This window comes from Vibrio sp. ED002, from assembly GCF_023277445.1.
Taxonomy (GTDB): domain Bacteria; phylum Pseudomonadota; class Gammaproteobacteria; order Enterobacterales; family Vibrionaceae; genus Vibrio; species Vibrio jasicida.
The window spans coordinates 1,980,209-2,000,082 of the sequence record NZ_CP080239.1 but is presented as its reverse complement, the minus strand read 5'-3'; the positions used below and the strand labels follow the sequence as shown (position 1 = coordinate 2,000,082).

The following is a 19,874-nucleotide window of genomic DNA, read 5'->3' as shown; positions in this document are numbered from 1 at the left end:
TGAGCCACTAAACTTTATTCACCAATCAAGGAAGATGAATGCAGATTAGACCGATTACCGTCAACGACATTGACCACTTTATTTCGCTCTGGAATCGCGTTTATGAGGAAGGAGAATACTTACGCTCGCCAGCGCCGGACAAAGCGATGCTGAGTGAGGTAATCACTCGTGTAGAAATAGAATCCATTCCCCAATTTGTGGCCTTCGATGGAAAACGCCTAGTTGGCAGCATCGAAATCTTTCCAGCCGAAATGTGTGGCTATGAAGGAGGAGAATTCGCTAAGACGGGCATTCTTGGCATCCATATTGACCGCCACTATCGAAACCAAGGGTTAGGAAAGAAGCTACTTACCACCGCCATTCAAAGCGGTTGGCAATATGGCTATGACACTATTGCGTTGAATGTTTACAAGACCAACCACCCTGCGATTGCTCTGTATGAGAAGTTTGGCTTCGGGCATTGTGGCGAGTTAGGTGAAGTGCTACTGCCCAACGGCAAATATCTGATGAGTCAGAAAATGGTTTTAAAGCTTCCGTAAGTTGATTCTAGTAGCAAGACCACATTGCCTTTGCGATATACTGACCGGAACCCAATATTTACCGCGTGCTAGTAATGATTGAATATAAAACCCTTATCGCCAAATCAAATCCCGATGGCTTTGCTATTAGAAGCCGATCCAGACCAAGACAATGTTAATCGCTATCTTGCCAATTCATTGAGTTTTGTTGCGGTGGAAGAGAACCAGATCGTCGGAGCATGCGTGGTGCTGCCGCTTTCAGAAACGCAGGCTGAAATCATGAACGTCTCAGTCGCACCTACGCATCAACAACGCGGTATTGGCTCAGATTTATTGCGATTTGCCATTGAACAGTTAAAAGGCCAATCTTTCCAAAAGTTGATATTAGGAACGGGGACGTTTGGTTACCAACTGACTTACTATCAACGCTTGGGTTTCAGGGTAGAGAGCGTGGATAAAGATCACTTCTTACTCCACTACCCAGAACCAATTTGGGAAAACGGTATCCAGCACAAAGACATGTTACGTCTGTATCTAGACCTTTAAACATAAAGGCTTAGTTAGCTTTTCATATCCAACTTTTTACCCAAGTATTCAATTTCAAAAGTCGCATACCCAAGCTGTACCGCTTCAAAAGAGTACATCAGGTTTTGCGCCTGCTGGGCATCTTTCGCCAATACGGCGACGGAGTAAATCGGACGCTCAACACCATTCTCCAACACTTGGGTATTGATGTAAGACGACGTGACTAAGCCAGAGTTGTTCAAGCTGATCACTCGCTGCAAATCGACACCCAATACACGGTCCATTTCTAACGCCTCAATGCCCTCTTTCCAACGTAACGTCACACTGTAGTTATCACTTTCTGGCGTGTTGTCTAACCATTTGGCGCCTAGTGGTTGAATGCTCGCGATCTTCACCAAATCTTGCTGGTACATAGGTAAGTCCTGCAATTTAGTGGCAACTTCCGTCTCGTTACCTGCCGACAACACGAAGCGCAGAATCTGTACTGGTTTACCATCAATACTGCTTGGTAAAACAAACATATCTTTCACATCACCTTGTTCGATCAGTTGGCTAAAGGCCGCTTTCTGTTCTGGCAATGTTTTGAGAACCTGCTCCGAATCATTGGTGTTCCAAGCCAGTTCCACACCGTAATCAGCAGCAAAGCTAGAGAAAGAAGCCACAGTAAGCGTGCTTAATAGAATGATTCTTTTCATAAGGTTACCTTTCACTTAACGATTTTCTTTTTTGCTTCAATATAAATTCAATGTTGTGGATCGCTTGATTACCAACGACTGCGGTATGCACGATGACAGCTTCGGCAAGTACTCTGAGCTTGCTTAAGTCCTGCCTCAGCCGATGAAACTTGTTGGTTCTGCGCAGCTTGATACAACTGTGCAAACCCTTCATCCATTTGAAGCATCAAGCGATTGAAGTTATCTGGTTTGCTCCACACTTCTTTCTTCGCTTTGCTCTCAGCTTGGCTTCCCTCTGGAAACGCTTGTTGCAGTTGTGCGCTGTGGCGAGTGAGCTCAACACCAATCTGCTCTAGCGCGTGCCAATCGGTATTGCTGCCTTTCAATGTTTTATCGGCTTGTTTCGACAGAGACTCTATTTGCTCAAATGCATTCTGACGCGTTTCGATTTGAGCGCTGAAGTCTTGGGCAAACACTGTTGTTGATACAAAGATGGTCGGTAAAAGTGCAATCAGTGCCAATGTCTTTTTCATTTCGTTCTCCTGGTTTTTCGTTATTGCTGTGTGGTTGCAAATAAATTTACACAACAATCATTGCGTTCGCAACTGTTGTCATGTAAATTACCGTAAAGAAGATCATCACACCGAGAAAAGATCGAGGTAATTATGAAAATTTGGGATTTAGCAACGCGACTTTATCACTGGGCTCAAGCCTTACTGTTTATGGCTTTGATGGCATCTGGATTGTCTGGCAATGGGCCCCATGTTCAATTGGGGTTAGCGTTATTCACTTTGTTGTTATGGCGATTGACTTGGGGAGTTATCGGCAGCGAAACCAGTTTGTTTCGACAGTTTCTCCGCTCGCCAAAAGGTGTCATTACATACTTAAAAGGCAAATCGGCGGCGACTGTGGGTCATAACCCTGCTGGCGGCTGGATGGTGGCAGCACTGCTGACGACATTGCTGCTTCAATGTATCTCGGGAATGGCGCTTGGCGGCTTATTCGATACGTGGCCGTATTCCGATGTTTGGCTTAACGACAACGTATTTGTAGGGATTGAGTGGTTACACCTGACCTTGGCCGATCTTTTGCCTTTACTGATCGTCTTACATGTTGGTGCGATCCTTTTTTATAAACTAAGAGGTAAACCCTTGTTGAAAGCGATGATCACAGGTAAACAAACCCAAATGAACAAGCAAGCGCTCATCACCGAACAGAAAATTGTCTATCTCGCGCCGCAAAGCCGTGCTTTAGGGGTGCTAGTTGCTGCAACATTGGTTACCATGGCAATCGTTGCTTTATCATAAGAGTAAGAAAATGAGCGAACAGTTTGACAGACAAGACAGCTTTGGCTGGATGATCAATGTCGTTGCACACGATGCAGCGAAACGATTTGAAGCCGAGCTCAAAAAGCACGGACTTACCGTTGCACTTTGGCCGACCATGATGTGTTTGTGGGAAGAAGAAGGCGTGACGCAGCGCGATATCGCAGCGAAATCTAAGGTAGAAAACTCAACCACGACTCGTACCTTAGACAAGTTGGAGAAGTTAGGTTTGGTAGAGCGCCATCCCGATCCAAACAGCCGCCGCTCGTTCCGTATTTATCTAACGGAAGAGGGACGAAGCCTCAAAGAAACCTTGGTGCCAATTCCACTGGCTGTTAATAAAGAGCTGATGAGTCCGCTAGAGCCAGCAGAACAAAAAGAGATGCTTCGCTTGCTAAAAAAGTTGGTCGCAGAGATTTAGCGCTTCGCTAAGTTTTTCCAACCTAAGAATAAACAAAGCCCCAAGTTCTGCACTTGGGGCTTTGTACTTTTTTGCTCGCGTCAGGTTGCTTGATGTCTAGCAACCTTCTGTAACATGCCCTCTAACCACTGAGCGCGTCGACGCTTGATTAACGTAATAGAAATAGCAGGCTTCACGTTCCAAGGTGTACCCTTGCGGCCAAATATACACCACACGATCTAAACCAGAATGATCAGCGAACTCATACTCAGGAATCGCAACAAAATAGGCACTGTTTGGGAATTGATTCCCCATAATGCAAAAGTCGCTGCCTTCACACGGCTTATCAATGGGTGAATTGCCTTTGCCAGGCAGACCAATCTCTAATAACGCTCGTATGCTATTTGCACTTGCTTCTGGCATCCCACTGAGCATGTTCACTTGATGATCAATGTACGTCATTTGTCTGCGTTCCTGCGCATCATCAATCATCACTTTGGCATGGAAGAACTTAAGAGACGTCCCCAGAGAAGACTGCGAACTGTGCAGCATAGAAACATAAGCTTGGCGGTGAATATCGAGCAGAATTGGCAAGGCGGCGAGAGCGATGGAACCCAAGGTTGCTAAGACGATGGTGATTTCCATCAACGTAAATCCTTTTGTTTTCACTTTTGACTCTCAGCGCACAGACAGATGATAGGGGGTTCGCTCCCACATCCATGTGAGAATCGAGCCAATATATCGTTGAAATTACGCAGAGAAACGCGCAAATGATAAGAAAAAACGAGGGAATCGAGAACTTGAGAGTGACCGCCAAATTACCTTGAAACTAGCGGCTAAAGTAACGTAAAAATTCGACAGAATTCAAAGCCTTGAAGCACACAGAAAAACAATAAGCAACTGTTTCTAAAATAAGAATTTAGATCAGTTAATACTTTTGATGTATTCAAAAATGTCATTTACTTGCTTTTCACTCAGCACAGATTTGAATGGTGGCATTGCACCGCTTTGACCATTCTCCCCTTCCAATACCGTCTCTATTAACTCCACTTTTGTTCCGAATGGATTGGTCAGTTCATCAAAAATATTATCGGGTTTGATGTTCATCGCCTTAGCCACCAATCCATCACCATGCCCTTTATCACCATGACAAGAGACACAGTAAGATTCAAAGTGCTGCTTACCCGCAGCAAGATCCGCTTCGCCATATTGGTTGTCAGTGAACCATTTGTAACCCGCAAAACCAGAACTGGAAGCCAGTAATAACAAAACAGCAGAGAAAAAGAATTTGCGCATGAAAGCCCCTTGTCTTCGTTTAATCAATAAAGACAAGGTAACGAGGGGGATGTCGAAAAAGTGTTGATTAAGCGTTGAGCAACGGCACGTTATTGCGGATTAAACCTCGGCGTACGCTGGTGCACATTTTGCCAAATCGGCGGATTTCATCAAACTGAGGCGTGATACCGCGATCCATTGCAGATTCCCAATAGCTCAGTTCAGAATCGACCATTTCCAACAGTTTTTTTGGGCAACCGATGCATTTACCCTCAGGACCACAAACAAAGGTCTCCGATTCATAAATCGGCAATTCTGCTTTCACTTGTTCAATGATATTGCGCATCGCGCTCATTCGATCTGGCTTGACGGTCATCATCCGACTCCACAAACATTTAAGGAGCCGGATTGTACTCTCTGGCACGCAAATGTCCCTACCTAATTTAGGTATATTTTACGTTTCTGCTTTGCAACCTTTGATTTAAACATTGGTAGCTCAGGCTTTTTCACCACTAAGTAGACCGCCGTCGCCGCTAATACAAAGCCAATAATGCCCATCCAATCAAACGACTCACCGAAGGCAAACCAAGCTTGAAGCGCCGTGGTCGGAGGCACAAGGTAGAACACCGAAGCAACACTCGATGCCGCGCCATTCTTCACCATGTACAGCAGCAACAGAATCGCCACACAAGACAGTACGACCACAAGCCAGATTAAGGTGAGAATGAACTCCGTCGTCCATTGCACCTGCATGGTTTCAAACTGCATCGCGATTGGCAGGAACATGGCCAATGCCGCTAAATACTGCACGGTCGCGCCGCCTACCATATCCACTTGTTGGCAATATTTCTTTTGATACAAAGTGCCAAGCGTAATACCAAACAACGACGACAAGCACACACCAATCGCTAAGGTTTTGTGCAAATCGGATTGCCACTCCATCTTCCCCATAAGCACCATAGCAATACCGACAAAACCCAAGGACAAACCAATCCACTGTGATGGTTTGAACTGCTCAGAAGCGAACGCCACCAGCAATACGGCCGTTAAAATAGGTTGTATCCCGACTAGTAGCGAACTTAAGCCCGCCGGCATCCCCAAACTGATGGCGAAGTACGTCCCGCCTAGGTAAAAGCCGTGAATCAATATCCCGACAACGCAGCTGTGCCAAAAGTCTTTTCCCGTTGGAATGCGACGACGCAGAAAAGCCACAATCACCAAAAACAACAGGACATTGAACGCCATGCGAATCGACAACAAGGTCGCAGGCTCGGCATACTGCAAACCAAATCGCGCACCAACAAATCCAGAAGCCCAAAGGATCACGAACACAAAAGGAATGGCTCTGATTAACATGATTCGCCCTCACTCTACTTACTTTTAAATCTTGAATGTTTTTAATCTCGAATGTTGCTAATGTAGTTAGGTACAGTGTTTTCAAAAAGTGACAGATGGAAGTGTTTTTATGGGTACAGATTTAGCAAGTACACTTGATGCCAATAAGTATTTGATCGTCGAGAAGCATCTCAAACAAGCGATCAGCAATGGGGTTTATCAGCCAGACGACAAGTTGCCTTCCATCCGTCAATTGAGCACTGAACTCAAGGTAAGTAAGAACACGGTGATCCGCGCTTATCAGGAACTAGAAGCACAAAGCATGGTTTATTCGGTGCCAAAATCTGGTTATCGAGTAAAGCCAACCGAGCGACATGAAGCCAAGATCGCTAAGCCTACGCGTGTGGATTTGCTCTCGGTGTGCAAACAAATCCTCACCTACCCCGAGTATCAAGAGCTGCTTCCTACTGGCTCAGCACACCCAAACATTAACGCGCCAGCCATCAAAAGCCTGTACGCCGAAATTGGCCGCCAGAGTCGCCAACAAAGCCATATTTCCAGCCATTATCAACTGCCACCGGGTGATGGCTTATTAGTCAAACAGCTGGCGAAGATAACCCAAGATCTGGGAACGCCGGCAAACGTGGATGATCTTTTGGTCACCCATGGTGCACAGCAAGCGATCAGTCTTGCCCTCAGAGCAACAACACAGACTGGAGACATTGTTGCGGTGGAATCGCCCTGCTATTTCGGTAACTTGTTGATGCTCGAATCCCTCGGTTTACAAGTGGTCGAGATCCCTAGTTGTCCTCGTGATGGTATGGATCCAGACGCGCTAGAAAAGGCCATGGCGACGTGGGAGATCAAAGTCATTATTGTCACGCCAAACTTCACCAACCCAACAGGCTCAATGATTCCCCTTGAAAGGCGTGAGCGACTACTTAAGGTTTCTGGAGATATTCCAATCATTGAAGATGACGTGTTTGGCGCGTTGAGTTACGACCAGCCATTGCCAAGCTTACGCAAATTGGACGAGAAGCAACGAGTGATTTACGTCAACTCCTTGTCGAAAACGCTCGATTCACGCCTTCGTATTGGTTGGATGCTGGCGGGGCGTTATCGCGCTCAAGTCGAGCAATACCTGTTGTGTGAAAACATGGGCAGTTTGAACTTGATGCAATCGGCTGTGGGCACTTTCCTGACCTCAGGCAAATACCGCACTCACACTGCGCGTATGTGCCGTGTTTACCAAGCGAATGTGAGACGATATTTGCAGATGCTCAATCAATGCTTGGATGCACACTTTGAGCTAAAGAATCGCTATCAAATCAATGCGGTGCAAGGTTCATTCTTGCTTTGGTTACGCTTGCCACCCAAAACTGACAGCTATGCGCTTTATCAAGCCTGTAACGAACACAAAATCAGTATTCTGCCCGGCTCGGTATTTGGCACTCAGGGACAGTATCAAAACTGCATTCGTCTTAGCGTGGCGAACTTTGGAGCGGAGAAAGACTGGCTCCCTGCGATGGAAACGCTGGCAACACTGATTGCTCAACACGCCAAATAGTCGCTCTAGACATTCAGTTTCAAGCATTCCGTTCCAAACATCCAGCACCAGAAACAACAAAGCCTCCGCAATTGGGAGGCTTTGATATGAGTTCGCTGAGCTATCTGCTCAACCAAACACAGAGTGTTAGCGAGGTAATTGCCACAATCTGGCTACGTTTTCAGCCAAGTTCGCAAGGTTCACGTCGGCTTCTTCCATAGCTTCTGGTAAGCTCATTGCGCGTGGTACACATACGAATACCGCGTCAATGCCACACTCGTAGACTGCTTGGTAGTTATCACCTGTGCAGCCTGCTAGGGCAATGACGGGCAAACCATATTCTTTCGCCACTTTCGCCACACCCATTGGTGTCTTGCCATGCACAGTTTGGTGATCAATACGGCCTTCGCCAGTAAAGACAATATCAGCATCAGCTACATGCTCTGCGAGTTTGACGGTGTCTAGCACTATCTCAATACCCGGCTTAAGTCGTGCAGGTAGGTAACCAAGTAACGCCGCGCCCATACCACCGGCGGCTCCTGCGCCTTTTTGAGTCAGCACATGCTTGCCTGTCACTTGCTCTGTCAGTTCACCGTATTTGCTTAGAGCAGAATCTAACAGCTCCACATCCGCCGGCGTCGCACCCTTCTGTGGGCCAAAAATCGCTGACGCGCCTTTCTCGCCACACAATGGGTTGTCCACATCGCATGCCACCAGCACTTCGCAGTCCGCTAAGCGAGCGTCAAGCCCAGACACATCAATGCTTGCTAGCGCAACTAAACCGCCACCGTTAGGAGTGATTGGCTGACCTGCACTGTCTAGAAACTTAACACCTAAAGCCGCCAGCATACCCGTGCCGCCGTCATTGGTTGCGCTGCCACCCAAGCCGATGATCAAGCGTTGAATACCGCGATCAAGCGCATTCAAAATTAACTGACCAGTGCCAAAGCTGCTGGTGTTTTTCGGGTCACGTTGCTCACTTGGCACAAGGTGCAAACCACTTGCCTCTGCCATCTCGATCACTGCGGTTTCACCGTCACCAAGAATACCGTAAAACGCCTCAACATCATTGCCAAGTGCGCCTTTTACGGTCACGAAAACCTGCTCACCTTCAGTCGCATCAATCAAAGATTGAACGGTCCCTTCACCACCATCAGCAACAGGCACCGTAACGAATTCAGCATCGTGCCAAACACGAGACAAACCCGTCTTGATCGCGTCACTCACTTGTTTGGCGGTCAAGCTCTCTTTAAACGAATCTGGGGCAATCACAACTTTCATTTCATTCTCCTGAAAACAGCACGCTGCGAGCGACAAGTCGCAGGTCATCAATGTGGCTATTCTCACTTAAAAACTTGGCATATTCTTTAGTCAAACGTCCAAACAACACTGACTATGCTTGAATTGTTTTGTGCATCTGCACAAATAGCTAATTTAGCTTTCTTAACTGGCTTGCGATATACAGCTCGGTCAATCCCGTAAAATCTTGCGTCGAGATGCCTGTCACCTCACTGATTCTATCCAGACGATACCTCAGGGTATTTCTATGAATATACAGAACCTTAGCACAATCATTGGCATTACCATTGGATTGAAAATACGCCTCTAAAGTTTTTACCAACTGTCCAGATTTGTCTGCCGAAACCAAAGTAGCCATCGCTTGAGCGAGTTGTTCACCTTGCCAAGAATCGGCTAAAGGGGCGAGTAACACAGGTAAGCGATATTCAGAGACGCCCAGCATGGTTTGTTCTGGATGAGAGCGACGACCGACAGCAAGCACCTGCTTGGCACTTTGGTAGGAGAGAGGAAGTTGTTGTGCGCCATCAAAACGTTGTCCAATCGCGAGACGGACATCATCAATTTGATTGGCAATTAAGCGACGTTGAATGCTCTCCAGCACACTTTGGTCGCTACTCAAAGAAGAGGCACGTAAAGACTTGAGAACGACAATTTCATTCATCGACATGATCGCCACCAACGGCTTATCTTCAGAGCGATACAACACATCAACCACGCCGCGCACACTGTTCAAACTAACGGGAGCATTCTCTGCTTTAAGCTCGATCACGATAGCGACTCGTGGTGTTGTTAAATCGATTGAAAGACGCTGCGCCCAATCGTGCAACTCGGAGTCACTAAGTTGTTGGTTCAACCATGCTGAAACAAACTCTTCTTGATGGCGACGATCCCATTGCAGCAGCTCCACCAGCGAAGCTTGTTCAATCGTCAGTTCCGCTGTCATCTTAACTAACTGAGCGAACGCTCGGATTTGCTCAGGGTTACCAGTGACACCCACCACGCCAACCACTTCACCTTTAAAGTGCAGCAGCATATTGATGCCCGGTTTCACGCCCTGCAATGATTGGCAACTTTGCTCATCCAACTCTAACGAGTCACCATGATTCAGCGCCAGCACTGCACCATCATGCTTTTGACCAATACGCTCAGCATCGCCGCTACCAATAATGGTCCCTGCCGCGTTCATTACATTGATGTTATGACCAATGATCGACATGGTGCGATCGACGATTTGCTGCGCGAGTGTGTGGTCGAGAATCACCATTTCCGTTCCTAAAATCTCCACGATTGAGGCGCCAATAAATCACACTTTGTCTTCTATCGCCATGATATTGAACCGGTATCGACGCCAAAGTGTTATACCGACCAATTAACCTTAAATAAATTATGGCTATTAACCCAAAAAGTCCTTCATCACTGCTTATACTTATAACCGAGCCACCCAAGTTTTTATGCTTGGCGCGACTTGAACCGACAACCAAACAGTGACCGGAGGGAAACCATGGAACTGCGGAACAAGGCGGGCGACATTGCCAAAATTGCTGATAACCTCACCCTGAAAGAAATTACCGAAATGGGCTACACCGTCGATCTATGCGATGAAGCCTTTGACCCAGGCGAGCATTGGAAAGCAGAAGGGCAAACGCAAGGTATGGGCGAATACCCTGAACAATAGTCTCTAAATACGCTTCAACAAGACAATATACCCAAATGACTTCAAGATGCAGGATTCAGAGCGTTGTCACTGATTCCCTATTTACCGAAAGCAAGCAAGGAAAACAACGCAGCGTAATAGCAAGTTGTTTGACGATGAAATTGCGTCAGTGACACGCTCCCAAAGGGCGAGTTGCCTTGGTTCGTATGCTTCGTTAACAATTTTTGATTTAGAACCACTATATCTTCAAATTGTTGCCTCGCCTTCAAACCAAGTCATTCTCGCTGAACCTAGCACCTTGAAGCTACTTGGGTATAACCTTTCAGCCGAGTGAATCATCGCTCGGCTTATTCGTCATCTAGTTGCTCGTAGACCACTTCCCCTCTCAACACCGTCATGAGGACGCGAGCTTGGGCGATGTCTTCCGCTTGCAGTTGGGTGATGTCTTGATCCAATACAGCAAAGTCTGCCCATTTCCCAATATCGATTGAGCCAATTTCCTTTTCTAAACCCAAGCTGTAAGACGGATGAATTGTGTAGGCATCGATCGCAGCTGAGACGTTTGGCAATCCGGTTTCACCCATCACCAAACTATTGGAGATCCCAACCAATGGGTTCAAATCATGCACATTCCAATCGCTGCTTAACGTCACGTTAGCTTCGGCATTATAAAGCGCGCGCAGGTTCATCAAAGCTCTCGCTCGCTTAGCGCCTAAGAAAGCTTCTGCCCATTGGTGATCATGATAAGCCACATAATCGGAACCGACTTGAAAGTCTGCCGTGACACCTAACTTGGCAAACCTTGGCACGTCTTTGCTGTTCACCAATTCCACATGCGTCAAAGTGTAACGTCTCTGATTGCCCTGACTGCGCACCTTCTCAATCGCATCGAGTGATTCACGAATACCACCGTCACCGATAGCATGAATATGAGCGCTATAACCCAGCTTATCGAGCTTGCTTAGCCATTCAGGCATCGCTTGTGGCGAAATGTAATTCAGCCCATAGGGAGAATCTGGCAGGTAAGTATCAAGATAAGGCGCAAGGGTTTTGGCTGTACCATTGATGAAGATGCCATCACTGTACATTTTGACTTGGTTCACCAGCAATAAGCGAGAAGTATCGTCGGACTGAATGCCCTTCAAATACGACAGCTGAGAGTCCATGCTGTCAGTCGGATAGATCCATGGTCGTAAAGAGACACGAGCGGTCAAATCGCCTCGTTTTTCGCTCTCTTTCCATACTTCATACCAACCTCGCTTCCAGTACATTCGCCCATCACCAATGGTGGTAATGCCGTAGAGCGCGGCTTCTTCTAATCCAGTCAACAAACCTTGGTAGCTCACCGCAAATTGCGCACTCATGCTGTTCCAAGCCAGTTCCATCACTAAATCACCAGCGTTATCGAGCAAGATGCCATTCAACTCACCAGTATCAGGATCTTTGAGAATGCGACCGCCTTGCGGATCGGGCGTGCTTTTATCAATGTTCGCCGCTTTCAGCGCAACCGAGTTCACCCACATCGAGTGAGAAGTTTGCTCCATTAACACCACCGGCGTCTCAGGAAAGACCTCATCGATCACTTCCAAAGGTGTGCGCTGGTTTTCTTCCGACAAGGTCGCATCAAGCGTAAAACCGTACCCCATCAACCATTCGCCATCTTGGACAAACTCTTTACAGTCTTGCAGTTGTGGGATTTGCTCATCCAACAAGGTGCCAGCTTGCAACAAGCACGTACCGCCTGCTTCAGAAGCCGCCTCAAACACATGATTGTGGTTATCGACAAAACCCGGCAACAAGTAGGTATCAGTCAAATCCACCACTTCAGTGCCCTCACCAACCCACATTTGTGCCTTGGCTTTATCGCCAACAAAAGCAATCCGTCCATCATGCACTGCGACAGCGTCTGCTTTTGGATGACCATAAATACCAGCGTTGATGTACACCACGTCTGCGGTTTGCTCAGCAGCATTCGCCCACGCGCTAAATACAGGCAGCAACGCAGCACCAAGAATCAGTCTATGAGGAGCTAACATGATACCTTCCGTTGTATTCGCTAACACATTGAGTATATGCAAATTGGTTTAGTTTGCTGTTCTACTTCGTAAAATCAGGGCTAATCGATTCATTTTTGACCTTCTCAAAAATAATATATAGAATATCGTTCTGTAACTTTATGAGAGATGAAGAATGAGTATCGAAAAAACGCTAGATATCGTCCGTAATACCAATGATGACAATAAACTTCGACGTATGCTCACCAATGCGAAAAAGAGTCTCAACAAAGATGCGAACTTAGTCGTTAATGCAATCGAAGCAAAACTCAAGGCCAAAGCACCTCAAACTAAAGAGTTCGTTCCACCTAGCAACCCATATGCCCTTGAACTTCAAGCTATTGCTGAAGAAATGCAAAAGAAGTACGTATTAAAATTCAATACGTTAGAACACAACAACGTAAAGACGGGTGGCGCTAGATTAAACGGAAACAGAAAACTCGACTTCTACTTGCGATACAAAATGGATCATGACAACGCGGTTGGACTTTGCATTGTTCAAGAGCACGACGAAAACGTCCCCCACATTCGAGTTTATCTCGGTACGGGAGCAAAAAATTCTCCGATATTCGAACGCAAATATAGCGAAAATGCATTGGTTGATGCGGCTCAACGTTATGAACAAGAACTGCAAAAAGTCTTAACCAAACAGGGAATTTAGTGATGAGAAAATACGACCAAGGCGATTTATGTCCTCATTGTGGTTTGATCATCATGATGCCAACCGACCTCTCAAACCAATGTTTAGGGTGTGGTAAAGAGATCAATCAGCATCAAGAATCGGATGAAGACGAGTAAGGCGCAGGTCTTACTCTGATTTGCTCGCTTGTGTTTCCTTCACAAATAAGTACATCTCTTCAAGGTAATTGCCATTTGCGCAGCCCCAGTCACTCACTTCAATAAATTCTTTGAGTAACTGATGACTCTCATCGCGAATCAGCTTTTGGCGAAATGAGTTCCATCGAGCCAATTCCAAGCGGTTCTTATCAGATACATAATGGTCGCCATAGCTTTCAATAAGCTTGTTGTAGGCGCTCCAACGTTCTTCTGGCGTCACTCCTTCACTCATAATGACGGCGCAGTTTTCCTCGATATTAAAAACTTGGTCGTTGGTTGGTGTTGTCGCTGAACATCCCACCAAGGTTAGCCCCATTGTTAGAGCTGCGATTCTTGTTTTCATTATTGTTTTCCTTACTTTCAGCACCACTGCGAAAGACCGAATTTTATAAATAGAGAACGGCCATTACTAATCAAAAACGGAAAAATTTTGTGACTGACGTCTGCACATGTAAAAAGTGCGGTAAATTCCTGTTTACAAGCCATAAACATGGCAAATGGATTTCGCATTCCTTTCTGCTGCTCATGCGTGCCATAATCAATGACGATAAAAACCTCAATAAAGCAAACATTTGAAGGATCAAAATGACTGCAACGGAATACCTAAACGACCTAAACCAACGTTACCTCGCTATCCATCGCACCAAAGAAGATTTCTTTTGGGAGACGTACATGGGCATCAGCGACGACCACGATGGTTCGACAAAAGCACAAACCGCTTGGACCAATTTCTTAAGCAACGCCGAACAAATCTCTGCTATCAAAGCACAACTTGAAGCGACTGAAACAATCGCTGATCCACAAGAGAAGCAACAAACGCAAATTGGTCTGCAAGGCTGGTTAGCAACGTTTGAATCGCATGCGATTGAAGGCGAGCAAGCTCAAGCACAAAAGAATGCTCTGATTGCATTTGAAGCCGAGTTGTTCGAGAAAAAGCAAAATCACGTTCTGACGTTTACCAATGAAAACGGTGAACAAACCGAGGGCTCTTTGCCAGTATTGTCGTCGACCATTCGCGCCAACAATCACGAAGAAGTGCGTCAATCTGCGCACCAAACGCTGCTCGACCTTGAGCAATGGTTGCTGCAAAACGGCTTTATTGAGCTGATCAAACTGCGTAATCAATTCGCACGTTCTTTGGGCTACGAAACCTTCTTTGATTACTCAGTGAAGAAGACTGAAAAGATGAGCTCAGAGCAACTGTTCAGCATCTTAGATGACTTTGAACAGCGCACGCGTGATGCTCACCTAAGCAGCTTGGCAAACCTTGCTGAGCAGAAAGGTCAAGGCGCACTGACTGGCTACAACTTTGTGTACTCGTTCGCGGGTGATGTCATGCGTGACCTTGACCCGTACGTACCGTTCTCGAAGTCGCTACGTCGCTGGGTGGAATCGTTCGGTCGTCTTAACATCGAATACTCAGGCGCAGAGCTGACGCTGGACCTGCTTGATCGCAAAGGCAAATACCCGAACGGTTTCTGTCATGGTCCTATCCCATCGTTCTACAACCAAGGCGAATGGGTTGCCGCGCAGGTGAACTTCACCAGTAACGCTAAACCAGACCAAGTTGGCAGCGGCTACGATGGCATCAATACTCTGTTCCACGAAGGCGGTCACGCTGCGCACTTCGCTAACGTGAAGATGAACGCGCCGTGTTTCTCTCAAGAGTTCGCACCAACTTCTATGGCATACGCAGAAACACAATCCATGTTCTGTGACAGCCTGCTAACCGATGCCGATTGGCTCAAACAATACGCGTTAGACGCGGAAGGTAATCCAGTACCGGATGAGATCATCCAAGCGATGATTAACAGCCGTCAGCCATTCAAAGCGTACGAAGAGCGCAGCATCTTGGTTGTGCCGTATTTTGAACGTGCACTTTACCAATTAAGCGATGAAGAGCTGACGCCAGAGCGCATCACTAAGCTGGCACGCGATTGTGAAAAGCAAATTCTTGGTTTGGAATGCAGCCCACGCCCATTGATGGCAATTCCACACCTTCTGTCTGATGAAGCAGCGTGTGCCTACCACGGTTACTTGCTAGCACACATGGCGGTTTACCAGACTCGCGCTTACTTCCTCGACAAGTTTGGCTACCTGACTGACAACCCAGAGATTGGTCCGCTACTGGCGAAACATTACTGGCATGCGGGTAATCACCTATCGCACAACGAGACTATCGTTAGCCTAACGGGTGAAGGCTTTAACGCTAAGTATCTGGCGGACGTATGTAACCTATCGCCAGAACAAGCATGGGAAGTTCAGCAAAAGAAAATTGCTTCGCTGCAAACTCGTGAACGTGCTTCGGTAGCGTCTTTAAATGCCAGTATCAAGGTGGTGGATGGCAGCAAAGAGCTTGTGAGCAATACGGTCTCAGACGAGCAGATGTGCGAGCAGTTTGAGCACTACATCCAAGAGACTTACGGTCGATAAGCTAAACCAAGAGCTGGGGGTATTATATACCCCTAGCTCTTTTTCTATCAGGGAAGCAACCATGTACCAAGATATCCTGACTTTCTGGTTTGAAGAACTGGAACCAAAAGACTGGTTTGTGAGTAATGCAGACGTCGATAAACAAATCGAAACACGCTTTCTCACCACCTTAGAACAAGCCGCTCAATCTGAGTTGTTTGGCTGGCGAGACACAGCGCAAGGTCGTCTGGCGGAGATCATCGTGCTCGACCAATTCTCTCGCAATGTTTATCGCAATACGCCAAAAGCTTTTGCTCAAGATGCTCTCGCGCTTGCCTTGGCACAAGAGGCAATTCGTTTAGGCTTGGACCAAGAATTGACCGACGTTGAACGCAGCTTTTTGTATATGCCATTTATGCACAGTGAGTCTAAGCGGATTCATGAAGAGGCAGAGAAGCTGTTCAAAGCGCTAGGTAGAGAATCGAATTACGAGTTTGAACTAAAGCATAAAGTGATCATCGATCGTTTCAGTCGCTACCCACACCGTAATGCGATTTTAGGCCGTGATAGCACCGCAGAAGAAGTGGAATTCTTACAACAGCCAGGTTCCAGTTTTTAAATTCAGCTAGCACAAGATTGGAGTTCGATTATCAATTTATATTTGATAATAAATCAATCATTGTGCTGTTTATCATTTGGTGATTCGCGACTAATCTTTACCTCGTCAACACGATACATCACGATCAACAGAGGATTTCCATCATGGCTAAATTGACTATCGTCGCTAACATCATCGCCAAAGCAGACCAAGTAGAATTGGTAAAAGCCGAGCTACTTAAACTGATTGATGTCACTCGTGCCGAAGAAGGTTGCATCAACTACGACCTTCACCAAGATAACGAAAACCCAGCGCATTTCACTTTCTACGAAAACTGGGAATCACGCGAACTATGGCGTACGCACATGGACAACGAGCACCTAGCGCAATACATGAAAGCAACTGAAGGCGCGGTAGACACCTTCACTCTAAACGAGATGTCGCACATCGCTTAACGCTTTGTACAACGCAGCACGCACTAGAAAGCCAGCAACCATCACTTTGCTGGCTTTTTGTTATTCTCTCGCTTGTTCTCTCTTCCTTCCCCTCCGTTCGATTCAAAGCAAGCTTATGAAAACATGAGCAAGATCTGATTATCTCCCCATTAAGACTGGCAAGATTTAAAGCTACTCCCCCTTCGCTGTATCAAAAGGTTTTGCATGAAGTTAGACGCCGTATTGTGGGATTACGATGGCACCCTAGTAAATTCTGTTCCGAAAAATATCGACATCACCAAAGCGATATTGTCCGTTGTAGCACCGCATCTAACCGGGGATAACTTACCGAAATACCTACGCAGTGAAGCAGATTACCATCATGCCAATCACGCAGCGAAAAACTGGCAAGAACTGTATGTAAACTACTATGGTCTGTCCCATGATGAAATGCTCGTCGCGGGCACCATGTGGGCAGAGCACCAAGAGCAAAACCAAACACCAGTGAATCTGTTCAGTAGCATTACCGATGTAGTGAACGCGTTCGAACACCTGCCACACGGAGTCTGCTCTCAGAACTCGCAAGCCAACATTCGTAACGTACTCAGCGCCAACCAAATCAATGCACCGTTTAAAGCCGTCGTGGGCTACGATGATGTCTCAAATGGGCATCAAAAACCGGACCCTTTTGGTGGCATAAAATGCATCGAGTCCATCTTTGGACACTCCGATAAACAGCTGCTGATGTACATTGGTGACCACGAGGCAGACACGCAGTTTGCACGTAATATCGAGCATCACTTAGGTGGCAGCTGCAAAGTGATCGCCGTAGCAGCGGCGTACAGCGGCGCTCAACCAGAGCACTGGAGCGCCCAGCCCGATTATGTGGCACATCAAGTGGAAGACTTGCTCGGCATCATTGGCAAGTACGCCTAGCCTCTCTCAATAAACGCAAAGCTAAAGAAACGCACAGCTAAAGCTCTTAAATACATAGCAAGACAGAAAGCCTTTTGCTCTCTTTAGGCTTTGTGTATCGTACTTGCCTCACGTCGCTTATTTAGCACGTAGACGACTTAAAATGACCCACTCCAATATTAAGGTAACGCAATGATCACATGGCCTTGTTTACTCAAACTCGATGGCGACGATGAACTGGTGTATTTGGCTTCGCCAGAACAGTTCAACGCCGAATGCCAAGCCTTGATTTGGGGCCAGGATGACATTGTGATTGATACACAAGGTCACTGCTTTGCATTGAAAACGGGTAGCCATAACACGGTGGAATTAGGCCTATTGCCACAAACATTGAACGTGCAGCAAGTGACAGAGCTGATTCAAAAACATGAGTTTGCTAAAGCACAGCGCTGCATCATCAAAATCCATTTTACTTCCGTCCAACAGGCGATTGAGGCCTTAGCTGATTAACAATTGCGCCCTTGCTTTCGTTCAACGAAAAATCCCCTCAATAACCATTGTCAGCACCGAAAACCGTGCGTATACTCCGCGCCCGGTTAGATAGGTTCTCCTTTCACGATGAAATGGAACCGAACCAGCTTTCAATCGGCTGCAAAATGGAAACTTGCCCCAAGGAACAGGGCCCAGCGTAACTGTTAGCGTTTACGGGCTTTGAATTCGACTTCGGGTAAAGACAACATTTTGCACTCTCCGCAATGTTGCCTCTGCACGCGTGCGTCTTTTTCACGGCTCGCTCAAATACAGATACATAGCAAGGTAACATAATGCAAATCATCTTCAGCTTGGCCGGCGTATTGGCCTTGTTGGCGTGTGCTTACGCACTTTCTGATAGTCGTCGCGACATCAACTGGCGCACCGTAATCGGCGCATTCTCTCTTCAAGCCGGTTTTGCGGCACTGGTGCTCTACTTCCCTCTCGGGCAATCCATGTTAGGCTCCATCAGCAACGGCGTATCCGGGCTCCTCTCATTCGCAGACGAAGGCATCGGGTTTGTTTTTGGCGAACTCGCAACGGGCAATTTCATCTTCGCAATTCGCGTACTCCCTCTTATCATTTTCCTCTCCGCTATCATCTCAATGCTCTACTACTTGGGCGTGATGCAAGCTCTTATCAAAGTCATCGGTGGTGCTATACATCGCCTACTGGGTACTTCTCAAGTCGAATCTCTTGCTGCAACCAGCAACATCTTCCTATCTATGTGTGAAGCCTCTTTGGTGGTTCGTCCGTTCTTGCCCAACATGACTCGTTCTGAACTGTTCGCAGTAATGGTTGGTGGCATGGCGTCTGTCGCAGGTTCCGTACTAGGCGGATACGCGGCACTGGGTATTGAACTGAAATACCTTATCGCGGCGAGCTTTATGGCAGCACCAGGTGGCTTGTTGATGGCGAAGATCTTAGTGCCAGAACGTGAAGTATCGGCGCATCAAGGCACAATTCAGCTAGAGAAAAGCGAAGATTCCAACATCGTTGATGCCTTAGCTTCTGGTGCAATGAACGGCGTGAAAGTAGCAGTTGCAGTGGGTACCATGCTGATTGCTTTTGTCAGCGTCATCGCGATGGTCAACGCAGGCTTTGAAACCGTGGGCAACTGGTTTGGCTACGAAGACGTAACGCTGCAATTGATCTTTGGCTACCTGTTCGCACCACTGGCGTTTTTTGCTGGTATCCCGATGAATGAAATCCTAACCGCTGGCTCGCTGATCGGTCAGAAGACGATTCTGAATGAGTTCGTGGCCTTCCTTGATTTCGTCAACGTGAAAGAAACTCTTTCAGCACATAGCCAAATCATCATCACTTTCGCACTGTGTGGTTTTGCTAACATCGGTTCTATCGCAATTCAGCTTGGCTCAATTAACGCAATGGCACCTGAGCGACGCCAAGAAGTGGCAAAACTTGGCTTCCGTGCCGTGATTGCTGCTACGCTTGCCAACATGATGAGTGCAGCGCTGGCAGGGTTGTTTATCGCCCTGTAATCACGCTCTCATTTCAATTGAAGCCCACCATCGCGTGGGC

General features: G+C 46.9%; 24 protein-coding genes. 14 read left to right on the top strand and 10 right to left on the bottom strand.

Annotated features, from left to right (window positions below; genetic code table 11):
* Positions 1 to 38 precede the first annotated feature (38 nt).
* Both ITG12_RS25610 and ITG12_RS25605 read left to right on the top strand, forming a co-directional pair.
* Positions 39 to 539, top strand: coding sequence for a GNAT family N-acetyltransferase (locus ITG12_RS25610; RefSeq protein ID WP_038877841.1), 501 nt, complete (start codon positions 39 to 41; stop codon positions 537 to 539).
* Between the two features lie 114 nt (positions 540 to 653).
* The gene (locus ITG12_RS25605; RefSeq protein WP_248874462.1) at positions 654 to 1,064 is read left to right on the top strand and encodes a GNAT family N-acetyltransferase; all 411 of its coding nucleotides are present in this window, start codon (positions 654 to 656) and stop codon (positions 1,062 to 1,064) included.
* A gap of 14 nt (positions 1,065 to 1,078) precedes the next feature.
* Here ITG12_RS25605 and ITG12_RS25600 read toward each other — a convergent pair whose 3' ends face one another.
* On the bottom strand, positions 1,079 to 1,738 hold the full coding sequence (locus ITG12_RS25600) for a hypothetical protein (RefSeq protein WP_248874460.1): 660 nt from the start codon (positions 1,736 to 1,738) through the stop codon (positions 1,079 to 1,081).
* Positions 1,739 to 1,806: 68 nt separating this feature from the next.
* Positions 1,807 to 2,250, bottom strand: coding sequence for a cytochrome c (locus ITG12_RS25595; RefSeq protein WP_020195147.1), 444 nt, complete (start codon positions 2,248 to 2,250; stop codon positions 1,807 to 1,809).
* 132 nt (positions 2,251 to 2,382) lie between these two features.
* On the opposite strand from ITG12_RS25595, the gene ITG12_RS25590 reads away from it, so the two are divergent.
* Both ITG12_RS25590 and ITG12_RS25585 read left to right on the top strand, forming a co-directional pair.
* On the top strand, positions 2,383 to 3,024 hold the full coding sequence (locus ITG12_RS25590) for a cytochrome b/b6 domain-containing protein (RefSeq protein WP_038877835.1): 642 nt from the start codon (positions 2,383 to 2,385) through the stop codon (positions 3,022 to 3,024).
* A gap of 10 nt (positions 3,025 to 3,034) precedes the next feature.
* Complete coding sequence (locus tag ITG12_RS25585; RefSeq protein WP_005435347.1) at positions 3,035 to 3,463, top strand: MarR family transcriptional regulator; 429 nt, start codon at positions 3,035 to 3,037, stop codon at positions 3,461 to 3,463.
* A gap of 96 nt (positions 3,464 to 3,559) precedes the next feature.
* On the opposite strand, the gene ITG12_RS25580 is transcribed toward ITG12_RS25585, so the two are convergent.
* The 4 genes from ITG12_RS25580 to ITG12_RS25565 form a co-directional block, all read right to left on the bottom strand.
* The gene (locus ITG12_RS25580; protein WP_038877833.1) at positions 3,560 to 4,087 is read right to left on the bottom strand and encodes a hypothetical protein; all 528 of its coding nucleotides are present in this window, start codon (positions 4,085 to 4,087) and stop codon (positions 3,560 to 3,562) included.
* 279 nt (positions 4,088 to 4,366) lie between these two features.
* Entirely contained in the window at positions 4,367 to 4,738 is a 372-nt protein-coding gene (locus ITG12_RS25575) for a cytochrome c (protein ID WP_038877832.1), read from the bottom strand.
* 67 nt (positions 4,739 to 4,805) lie between these two features.
* Positions 4,806 to 5,093 (bottom strand): hypothetical protein, encoded by a 288-nt coding sequence (locus ITG12_RS25570; protein ID WP_009706824.1) that lies wholly within the window; start codon positions 5,091 to 5,093, stop codon positions 4,806 to 4,808.
* A gap of 62 nt (positions 5,094 to 5,155) precedes the next feature.
* Entirely contained in the window at positions 5,156 to 6,073 is a 918-nt protein-coding gene (locus tag ITG12_RS25565) for a DMT family transporter (protein ID WP_039974322.1), read from the bottom strand.
* Between the two features lie 109 nt (positions 6,074 to 6,182).
* Here ITG12_RS25565 and ITG12_RS25560 point away from each other — a divergent pair, with 109 nt between their 5' ends.
* The gene (locus tag ITG12_RS25560; RefSeq protein WP_248874457.1) at positions 6,183 to 7,619 is read left to right on the top strand and encodes a PLP-dependent aminotransferase family protein; all 1,437 of its coding nucleotides are present in this window, start codon (positions 6,183 to 6,185) and stop codon (positions 7,617 to 7,619) included.
* A 126-nt stretch (positions 7,620 to 7,745) separates the two neighbouring features.
* On the opposite strand, the gene ITG12_RS25555 is transcribed toward ITG12_RS25560, so the two are convergent.
* Positions 7,746 to 8,879 carry a glycerate kinase gene (locus tag ITG12_RS25555; protein ID WP_248874455.1) on the bottom strand — a complete coding sequence of 378 codons (1,134 nt, stop codon included), beginning with the start codon at positions 8,877 to 8,879 and terminating at the stop codon, positions 7,746 to 7,748.
* A gap of 148 nt (positions 8,880 to 9,027) precedes the next feature.
* The gene (locus ITG12_RS25550; protein ID WP_248874452.1) at positions 9,028 to 10,161 is read right to left on the bottom strand and encodes a sugar diacid recognition domain-containing protein; all 1,134 of its coding nucleotides are present in this window, start codon (positions 10,159 to 10,161) and stop codon (positions 9,028 to 9,030) included.
* Between the two features lie 237 nt (positions 10,162 to 10,398).
* On the opposite strand from ITG12_RS25550, the gene ITG12_RS25545 reads away from it, so the two are divergent.
* Positions 10,399 to 10,572, top strand: a complete 174-nt coding sequence (locus ITG12_RS25545) for a hypothetical protein (RefSeq protein ID WP_009706819.1) — start codon at positions 10,399 to 10,401, stop codon at positions 10,570 to 10,572.
* Positions 10,573 to 10,898: 326 nt separating this feature from the next.
* Here the strand turns inward: ITG12_RS25545 and ITG12_RS25540 are convergent, their stop codons facing one another.
* Entirely contained in the window at positions 10,899 to 12,587 is a 1,689-nt protein-coding gene (locus ITG12_RS25540) for an amidohydrolase (protein WP_248874451.1), read from the bottom strand.
* Between the two features lie 154 nt (positions 12,588 to 12,741).
* Between ITG12_RS25540 and ITG12_RS25535 the strand changes: the two genes are divergently transcribed.
* Positions 12,742 to 13,266, top strand: a complete 525-nt coding sequence (locus tag ITG12_RS25535) for a hypothetical protein (RefSeq protein WP_248874449.1) — start codon at positions 12,742 to 12,744, stop codon at positions 13,264 to 13,266.
* A 2-nt stretch (positions 13,267 to 13,268) separates the two neighbouring features.
* Complete coding sequence (locus ITG12_RS27755; protein WP_258070486.1) at positions 13,269 to 13,403, top strand: hypothetical protein; 135 nt, start codon at positions 13,269 to 13,271, stop codon at positions 13,401 to 13,403.
* A gap of 10 nt (positions 13,404 to 13,413) precedes the next feature.
* On the opposite strand, the gene ITG12_RS25530 is transcribed toward ITG12_RS27755, so the two are convergent.
* Positions 13,414 to 13,785: a hypothetical protein gene (locus tag ITG12_RS25530; RefSeq protein ID WP_033005074.1), complete on the bottom strand. Its 372-nt coding sequence runs from the start codon at positions 13,783 to 13,785 to the stop codon at positions 13,414 to 13,416.
* A gap of 242 nt (positions 13,786 to 14,027) precedes the next feature.
* On the opposite strand from ITG12_RS25530, the gene ITG12_RS25525 reads away from it, so the two are divergent.
* The 6 genes from ITG12_RS25525 (at position 14,028) to ITG12_RS25500 (ending at position 19,834) form a co-directional block, all read left to right on the top strand.
* Positions 14,028 to 15,875 (top strand): M3 family metallopeptidase, encoded by a 1,848-nt coding sequence (locus tag ITG12_RS25525; RefSeq protein WP_248874447.1) that lies wholly within the window; start codon positions 14,028 to 14,030, stop codon positions 15,873 to 15,875.
* A gap of 61 nt (positions 15,876 to 15,936) precedes the next feature.
* Positions 15,937 to 16,473, top strand: a complete 537-nt coding sequence (locus ITG12_RS25520) for a DUF924 family protein (RefSeq protein ID WP_248874445.1) — start codon at positions 15,937 to 15,939, stop codon at positions 16,471 to 16,473.
* 143 nt (positions 16,474 to 16,616) lie between these two features.
* On the top strand, positions 16,617 to 16,907 hold the full coding sequence (locus ITG12_RS25515; protein ID WP_005435368.1) for a putative quinol monooxygenase: 291 nt from the start codon (positions 16,617 to 16,619) through the stop codon (positions 16,905 to 16,907).
* A gap of 204 nt (positions 16,908 to 17,111) precedes the next feature.
* Positions 17,112 to 17,822 (top strand): HAD hydrolase-like protein, encoded by a 711-nt coding sequence (locus ITG12_RS25510; RefSeq protein ID WP_248874443.1) that lies wholly within the window; start codon positions 17,112 to 17,114, stop codon positions 17,820 to 17,822.
* Between the two features lie 171 nt (positions 17,823 to 17,993).
* Positions 17,994 to 18,311 (top strand): DUF4144 domain-containing protein, encoded by a 318-nt coding sequence (locus ITG12_RS25505; RefSeq protein ID WP_248874441.1) that lies wholly within the window; start codon positions 17,994 to 17,996, stop codon positions 18,309 to 18,311.
* A 314-nt stretch (positions 18,312 to 18,625) separates the two neighbouring features.
* On the top strand, positions 18,626 to 19,834 hold the full coding sequence (locus ITG12_RS25500) for a NupC/NupG family nucleoside CNT transporter (protein WP_038877821.1): 1,209 nt from the start codon (positions 18,626 to 18,628) through the stop codon (positions 19,832 to 19,834).
* Positions 19,835 to 19,874: the final 40 nt, after the last annotated feature.

Bases quoted from the DNA above. Each gene is read 5' to 3' on its own strand.
- ITG12_RS25610 (WP_038877841.1), top strand. From the start codon at position 39: ATGCAGATTAGACCGATTACCGTCAACGACATTGACCACTTTATTTCG.
- ITG12_RS25605 (WP_248874462.1), top strand. From the start codon at position 654: ATGGCTTTGCTATTAGAAGCCGATCCAGACCAAGACAATGTTAATCGC.
- ITG12_RS25600 (WP_248874460.1), bottom strand. From the start codon at position 1,738: ATGAAAAGAATCATTCTATTAAGCACGCTTACTGTGGCTTCTTTCTCT.
- ITG12_RS25595 (WP_020195147.1), bottom strand. From the start codon at position 2,250: ATGAAAAAGACATTGGCACTGATTGCACTTTTACCGACCATCTTTGTA.
- ITG12_RS25590 (WP_038877835.1), top strand. From the start codon at position 2,383: ATGAAAATTTGGGATTTAGCAACGCGACTTTATCACTGGGCTCAAGCC.
- ITG12_RS25585 (WP_005435347.1), top strand. From the start codon at position 3,035: ATGAGCGAACAGTTTGACAGACAAGACAGCTTTGGCTGGATGATCAAT.
- ITG12_RS25580 (WP_038877833.1), bottom strand. From the start codon at position 4,087: ATGGAAATCACCATCGTCTTAGCAACCTTGGGTTCCATCGCTCTCGCC.
- ITG12_RS25575 (WP_038877832.1), bottom strand. From the start codon at position 4,738: ATGCGCAAATTCTTTTTCTCTGCTGTTTTGTTATTACTGGCTTCCAGT.
- ITG12_RS25570 (WP_009706824.1), bottom strand. From the start codon at position 5,093: ATGACCGTCAAGCCAGATCGAATGAGCGCGATGCGCAATATCATTGAA.
- ITG12_RS25565 (WP_039974322.1), bottom strand. From the start codon at position 6,073: ATGTTAATCAGAGCCATTCCTTTTGTGTTCGTGATCCTTTGGGCTTCT.
- ITG12_RS25560 (WP_248874457.1), top strand. From the start codon at position 6,183: ATGGGTACAGATTTAGCAAGTACACTTGATGCCAATAAGTATTTGATC.
- ITG12_RS25555 (WP_248874455.1), bottom strand. From the start codon at position 8,879: ATGAAAGTTGTGATTGCCCCAGATTCGTTTAAAGAGAGCTTGACCGCC.
- ITG12_RS25550 (WP_248874452.1), bottom strand. From the start codon at position 10,161: ATGGTGATTCTCGACCACACACTCGCGCAGCAAATCGTCGATCGCACC.
- ITG12_RS25545 (WP_009706819.1), top strand. From the start codon at position 10,399: ATGGAACTGCGGAACAAGGCGGGCGACATTGCCAAAATTGCTGATAAC.
- ITG12_RS25540 (WP_248874451.1), bottom strand. From the start codon at position 12,587: ATGTTAGCTCCTCATAGACTGATTCTTGGTGCTGCGTTGCTGCCTGTA.
- ITG12_RS25535 (WP_248874449.1), top strand. From the start codon at position 12,742: ATGAGTATCGAAAAAACGCTAGATATCGTCCGTAATACCAATGATGAC.
- ITG12_RS27755 (WP_258070486.1), top strand. From the start codon at position 13,269: ATGAGAAAATACGACCAAGGCGATTTATGTCCTCATTGTGGTTTGATC.
- ITG12_RS25530 (WP_033005074.1), bottom strand. From the start codon at position 13,785: ATGAAAACAAGAATCGCAGCTCTAACAATGGGGCTAACCTTGGTGGGA.
- ITG12_RS25525 (WP_248874447.1), top strand. From the start codon at position 14,028: ATGACTGCAACGGAATACCTAAACGACCTAAACCAACGTTACCTCGCT.
- ITG12_RS25520 (WP_248874445.1), top strand. From the start codon at position 15,937: ATGTACCAAGATATCCTGACTTTCTGGTTTGAAGAACTGGAACCAAAA.
- ITG12_RS25515 (WP_005435368.1), top strand. From the start codon at position 16,617: ATGGCTAAATTGACTATCGTCGCTAACATCATCGCCAAAGCAGACCAA.
- ITG12_RS25510 (WP_248874443.1), top strand. From the start codon at position 17,112: ATGAAGTTAGACGCCGTATTGTGGGATTACGATGGCACCCTAGTAAAT.
- ITG12_RS25505 (WP_248874441.1), top strand. From the start codon at position 17,994: ATGATCACATGGCCTTGTTTACTCAAACTCGATGGCGACGATGAACTG.
- ITG12_RS25500 (WP_038877821.1), top strand. From the start codon at position 18,626: ATGCAAATCATCTTCAGCTTGGCCGGCGTATTGGCCTTGTTGGCGTGT.